The sequence below is a fragment of the Bacteroidia bacterium genome (assembly GCA_025056095.1).
Classification (GTDB): Bacteria; Bacteroidota; Bacteroidia; order JANWVE01; family JANWVE01; genus JANWVE01.
In genome coordinates this window covers 1-5,994 of sequence record JANWVW010000173.1, presented here as the reverse complement: position 1 = coordinate 5,994, position 5,994 = coordinate 1, and the positions used below count along the sequence as shown (strand labels likewise).

General features: G+C 37.6%; 5 protein-coding genes. 3 read left to right on the top strand and 2 right to left on the bottom strand.

What is annotated here, in order from left to right; translation table 11 throughout:
* Positions 1 to 337 precede the first annotated feature (337 nt).
* A complete protein-coding gene (locus NZ519_11035) occupies positions 338 to 541 on the top strand; it encodes a hypothetical protein (GenBank protein MCS7029285.1) in 204 nt (67 codons plus the stop codon).
* On the opposite strand, the gene NZ519_11030 is transcribed toward NZ519_11035, so the two are convergent.
* On the bottom strand, positions 466 to 2,739 hold the full coding sequence (locus NZ519_11030; GenBank protein MCS7029284.1) for a TonB-dependent receptor: 2,274 nt from the start codon (positions 2,737 to 2,739) through the stop codon (positions 466 to 468). The two genes, NZ519_11035 and NZ519_11030, sit on opposite strands and share 76 nt — an antisense overlap.
* Before the next feature lie 156 nt (positions 2,740 to 2,895).
* Between NZ519_11030 and NZ519_11025 the strand changes: the two genes are divergently transcribed.
* On the top strand, positions 2,896 to 3,738 hold the full coding sequence (locus tag NZ519_11025; GenBank protein MCS7029283.1) for a J domain-containing protein: 843 nt from the start codon (positions 2,896 to 2,898) through the stop codon (positions 3,736 to 3,738).
* Positions 3,739 to 3,851: 113 nt separating this feature from the next.
* Positions 3,852 to 5,819 carry a choice-of-anchor J domain-containing protein gene (locus NZ519_11020; GenBank protein ID MCS7029282.1) on the top strand — a complete coding sequence of 656 codons (1,968 nt, stop codon included), beginning with the start codon at positions 3,852 to 3,854 and terminating at the stop codon, positions 5,817 to 5,819.
* Here the strand turns inward: NZ519_11020 and NZ519_11015 are convergent.
* Positions 5,797 to 5,994, bottom strand: a 198-nt coding sequence (locus NZ519_11015) for a hypothetical protein (GenBank protein MCS7029281.1), incomplete at its 5' end; no start/stop codon positions are given. The genes NZ519_11020 and NZ519_11015 overlap by 23 nt on opposite strands.

Below are 5,994 nucleotides of genomic sequence, written 5' to 3'. Positions count from 1 at the left end.
TTGGCTACATTTTCTTAATTTTGTATCGGCGTTTACAGCAGACCACAGCTGTAAGCGCTGATTTTCAATAAGATAAAGGTCAAAAATAGCCATAAAAAAATCCAAAAAACCAATATTCAAAATTGCAAGTTGTAAAAATAAAATTGAATTTTTTCAATCCGAACGAAATGCGTACCTTTCAAAAATATAAGTGTTATTGCTCAAAATAGATTGTGATTAAAGAGTACTTTTGATTTTTCGTTTCCTTACTTTATGCAAAGTTTTAGCTTGTAAGGGATTGTATTTCAGGCTTAAACAAGGTAAAGACATAATTGCTTAGGTCATCTGCGTGAGGGGCATGGAGCATGCCCGTCAGGGCAGTGCGCAGCGCAGCGAAGCACCGAAGCGAAGCGCAGTGCGGAATGCCCCGACCCTTGCGTCAGCAAGGGGCACGCCCAAAAAAATATTCAGCAAAAACAAAATGAATCAGAAAATGTATTTCAAAGTGATAATTCCGTTTCTGCCAATTTCATCACTAAAATATCTAAAACGATTGAGATAATCCCTGTATCTTTGGTTAAAGAAATTATCTATTTGCAGATGAATAAATAATCTGTCCTGAATTCGGGTTTCTACGGCGATATTTGCTAAAACATAAGCTCTAGGCGGAGGAACAATTTCTGTATTAGGCATGTAACGAATTTGCTTGGCTACGTACTCTGTACCTACCTTAAATGTAGTATGTTCAAACAACCATAACTTTTTGTAAATTTGATAACCGACATAGATACGTGTGTTATCAGGGGGCATAAGCGGAAGATGCGTTTGTAAAGTTGTATTCCAGCCTCTGACTACATTTTGCTGAAGGTTGACATACCAACATTTGGAAAACTGATGCTTTACTTCTATATCTGTTCCATACAGAACAGCATGATGCTGTTGATAAACAAAACTTGGAAACGCACCGCGAATGGTCAGAATAGGTTCTAACGTGGGCATAAGATAGATAAAATTGTAAATGTAATGATAATAAGCAGATAAATTCAAGCTTGTTTTTTCATGATTCTCATGGAGGAATGAAGTAATTACTTTTAGTCCTTGTTCAGTTTTTAGGTCAGGGTTTCCAATTTCGTAGCTAGCCGCACCATGATGCACACCATTGACAAAAAGTTCGTTCATTGCAGGCATGCGCCACGCTGTTCCTATGTTTAAGTTCCATTTCCAATGCGGATGAAATACATACGAAAAACCTACCATTCCCGATGGGGCATTAAAACTATACTCCCGTAACGAAGGTATGTTATTTTTCCATATCCAAGCAGAAACTAAACGGGTATCATACCGCAATCCGAGTTCTATTTCTATGTTTTTTTTCTGATAGTGTTCTATCCAAAAAATACCTACACTTTGGTTGTAATATTCAGGAATAAAATAACGGCTACCGCCAAAAAGATTGTATTGATACATACCCGTTACGCCTATATTGCCCTGTAAGCAATAGTTTAGCATAGGTTTGTGTTTCCATATTAGCTCTGCGATAGCGGTTTGTATAGTTAGGTCAAGCTCTGCTTTTGAGGTCTTGTTGCGATTGTGTAAATCAAACTCTTGTCTATGGTTATTTTGATAAGCTACTTGAAAAGTAAAGTCGCCTATGGGAGCAAAATAGCGAAATCTGTACTTTGTAAAGTGATGCTCTACCTTTTGAAAAGGTCTTTGGATAGCATAAGTAAAAGGTTCTATGACAAAAGGTTTATCTCTTTGAAAAGCGGCTTGTAAGTCTGTTAGGTTACCAATATGGGATGCTGAAAATATCCCTATTTTATTGTAAAAGTAGCTGTAAAATAGTTCTGCATCATAGTTTTTTTTGAGCAGCCCTAAGGCAACCGAACCATTGTAATTCCGAAAAGCTGTGTTGGCTAGATAATAATTTGGGGTTCGGGAACTGCCAGCAGTAATAGCCGTACTTTGTATCCGATACTTCAAAGATTGAGAAAGTTTATTTTCAACTATGCCACAAGCTGAATATTGTTTATTTTGAGTTTGGAATACTTGATAAAGTTGTATTTTTCGTTGCTTAACTTCAAGAATAGGAGAAGGTTCTGTAAGAATAACTCCACTCATAGCATCTGCGCCATAACGAACTGTGTTTGAACCTTTGACTACTTCCACTTCGGTAGCTAAAAAAGGGTCAATTTCAGGGGCATGCTCATTACCCCACTGCTGCCCTTCTAGGCGAATACCGTGCTGCAATATCAGCACTCGGTAACCGTACAAGCCGTGTAGAATAGGCTTACTTATTGTAGCCCCTGTTTTAAGCGTTCTTACACCAGGTAAAGTAGCTATCTGTTCAGAAATACTTTTGAAACGAAGCGCATCTAAATCCTGAATGGAAAGCTTACTTTTTGCATACGAGTTATAGTTTTCTTTTTTCTCTGCTATTACATGTACTTCATTTGTAGCTAGATGAGATAAAATGAAATCGCACTGTACCTTTAGCTTTACTTTAATTTGTTTAACATCAGTAGCATAACCTAAAAATGAACAAAGCACTTGACAAGTATCTTGACACAGATGTTTAAGCTCATATCTACCTAATGAATCACTTTCTGTGCATAAGTTTGTACCTTTAATGCAAACTATTGCCCCTTGAATAGGCTGCTTTTGTTCATTGAGTATCTTTCCGTATATAATTTTCTCTTGTTGAGCTTGCGAAAAAAAGCTTATACCTACACATAATATCACTATACCTAAGCATCGCATACAGCTGCAATAGTGTTGCAAAAATAACAAATTAAACAAATGCGAATGTGCTTAATGCTAAGCCAAATTTTTATCAGCAAATTGTGAAGAAAAACACTTGATATAAACTTTCGAAACAACTATTTTTGTTATGCTTTTGGTTAGTATTTGACTGTTGTGAACCTTGAAATCACAGAGTTGTGGATTGCCTTAGTGGTTATTGCTGTACTTACGTGGCTATCTATACGATTTTTGTTCAAAATTGAGCAAAAAAGAAAGGCCCATGATTACTTTGAACACACCCAATATCAAAAAACCCCATTTAGACCTCCTATTGATGAAAGTGTGCAGTTAGAGATTTTGCAAGATGCCCTCCGTGCAGAACCTCAAATTATTTACAGAGTTTTTATGCATCTTATTTTTTTGAAAAATGATGCTACGTATTACCAAAGAGTCAAGAAAATGTACGTTCAAGTTTTAGGCAGTCAATACGAAAGTGTTTTTGTACGAAACATATCTGCAACTCCTCCGCAACAATTCCATACTGTACAAGACTTGGCAGAAATGTGCTATCAGATGAATGAACGTTTTTACTATGAAGAGCTTTTGATACTACTAGCCTTTTGGTACAATTTAGTTTGCATGGAAGCAGTACTTTGCAAAGAACAACAGCATTTTATTTATGAAATGATAGAAATGTTACAAATCAATAAAGAAGATTGGGAAAGCTTGTTACGAGATTACCACCCTCATAGTTACAAAATATATCAAAATCAAGTAGAAAGACCTTATTTTCATGATGTAGAATATCGCACTGACCCTGATTTAGCAATTTTAGGTCTAACCCCCCCTGTGTCTTGGGAACAAATAAAAGAACGTTACCGAGAACTAGTCAAACAGCACCACCCTGACATGAATACGCATAAAAGCGTAAAAGAACGACAAGAAATAGAGCAAAGATTTAAGCAAATTACGGAAGCCTATCAAAAGTTATCTCAACGTTTCTCTTCTTTATCATAGCACATTTATCTAATTTATCAAATTTTGGTAGATGAGTCATAAATTCCAAACTCACTCAAATTTTTGTACTCAATTTTTGGATTTAAGGAATTTACTTATTAACTTTGAAAGTAATGAAAAACAGTCTAATTTATTTTGCTCTTGTTCTTTTTTTATCAAAAGTGCATAGCCAAACCGTAATTTTCAGCGAAAACTTCAACAGTCTAACTCCCCCTAATATTCCTACGGGCTGGACACAGCACAATGTAGATGGCTTAAATCCGCACCCTGCATTAAGTGGACTGATGGGTTCAAATGCGTGGGTTTCTACAAATAATCCTTTTCTCACTCCCAGTGCGGGTGATATAGTAATGATTAGTTGTTCTTATTACAGTCCAGCAGGAACAGCTAATGATTGGTTGGTTACTCCTTATATTACTATCCCCTCATCGGGAACAACTGTACTTACTTGGAAAGCTAGAGCGTACGATGATTTCATTGCTGACGGCTATTTAGTTAAAGTAATTACTAGTGGTACCGACCCAAGCAACTACGTAACTACTACTATTGCTACTATCAGCATGGAAAATGGTACATGGACAGAACGAGCAGCTAACCTAAGCGCATGGGCAGGACAAACTATCCGAATTGCTTTTCAAAATAATACCTACAACATGTACTTACTTGGCTTGAATGATATAGCAGTTATACAACCTCTTCAGTCAGATGCACAAGTGATGAATTTAGAGCTTCCTAAATATGCCTCAATGGGTTCTATAACTATTAAAGGTACTTTGAGAAATTTAGGTTCAAGTAATTTAACCTCTGCTACAATTTATTATAGTGCTAACGGAAGTTCACCTGCAAGCATGACCGTATCTAGCATCAATTTAGCTTATGGAGATACTTATGATTTTATACACACTGTACCTCTCAATATTACTACTCCTGGAACATGGACTATAAAAGCATGGGCGGGATTGTTGAATACAGGTCCAGATAATAATCCCTTAAACGATACAGCTACGGGACAAATAGCCGTAGTTAGCAGTGTTCCGATTAAAAGAGCAGTTTTGTTGGGAGGTACGGGTGCATGGTGCCAATTCTGTCCGGAAGGTACAGTAGCTATGAAGCAAGTGCTTGATACTTACCCCAATGCCATAGGGATATTAGCGCATAAAAGTGATGGAATGTCATTTCCTGATGGAGATAGTATTCTTGATAAATATGTAGGTGGCTACCCTACAGGTACAATTGACTACTATAAGTTTGATAGTTTTTGGGGAGCTGGGGCATTGAGTACAAGTTCTTGGTTACCTTTGATGGGTATTCGATTAGGTCATATTGTGCCTGCTGAAGTATCAGGTAGCCACATTTATGATCCTATTACACGTCAGCTAAACGTTAGCGTAACTGCAACTTTCCGTGTCGCAGTGAGCGGAGATTTTAGGTTAAATTGTTATTTAGTAGAAGATAGCGTCATTGGACCTAATAGCAGCCAATATAATCAACAGAACTATTACAACACTGTTGTAGGTCATCCATACTATGGATTAGGCAATCCGATAATAGGCTACCCTCATAGGTATGTATTACGTGCTTGTTTAGGAGGACCTTGGGGAACCCCAGGCAGCATACCGAGTACTACCACAGATGGAGGTGTTTATACCCAAAATTATACCTATACTATCCCTGTCAACTACGATGTAGTTGCAGCTAATCCGAATAGAATGTACTTGGTCTACCTCATTCAGGAATACCATCCTGATATAGATAAAAGACCTATTCACAATGCTATGAGGCAAAAGCTTACTACAAGTACAAATATTGAGTTCAATTTACCACACAATTCGCTGGTAGAAGTATTTCCTAATCCCTGCTATAGCCATTTAACGGTCAGACTTACGTTAGCAAAGACAGAAAAAGTGCAAATACGTATTTTTGATTTATCAGGAAAGGAAGTCCAAGCTTTTGACCAAGAACTGCTTAATCAAGGTGAGCATCTCTTTTCTGCTGATTTAACTTCTTTGCCTTCTGGAATGTATCTAATGCAGGTCAATATCGGAAACCAAACCATAGTTAAAAAGATAGAAAAACAATAAAGTAAAAATTAACTCTATTTTGTTTTAGATAAAGGTTAAGAAGTTTTAATTTTTTGGGCGTGCCCTTGCCCAATGCTCGCTGCGCTCGCTTGGGCAAGGTCGGCGTGGGGGGGGGGAAGCGGGGGCCGAGGGTGTTGGGGGGGCGCCCCCCAAGGGGAGAACCCACCCCAAACAA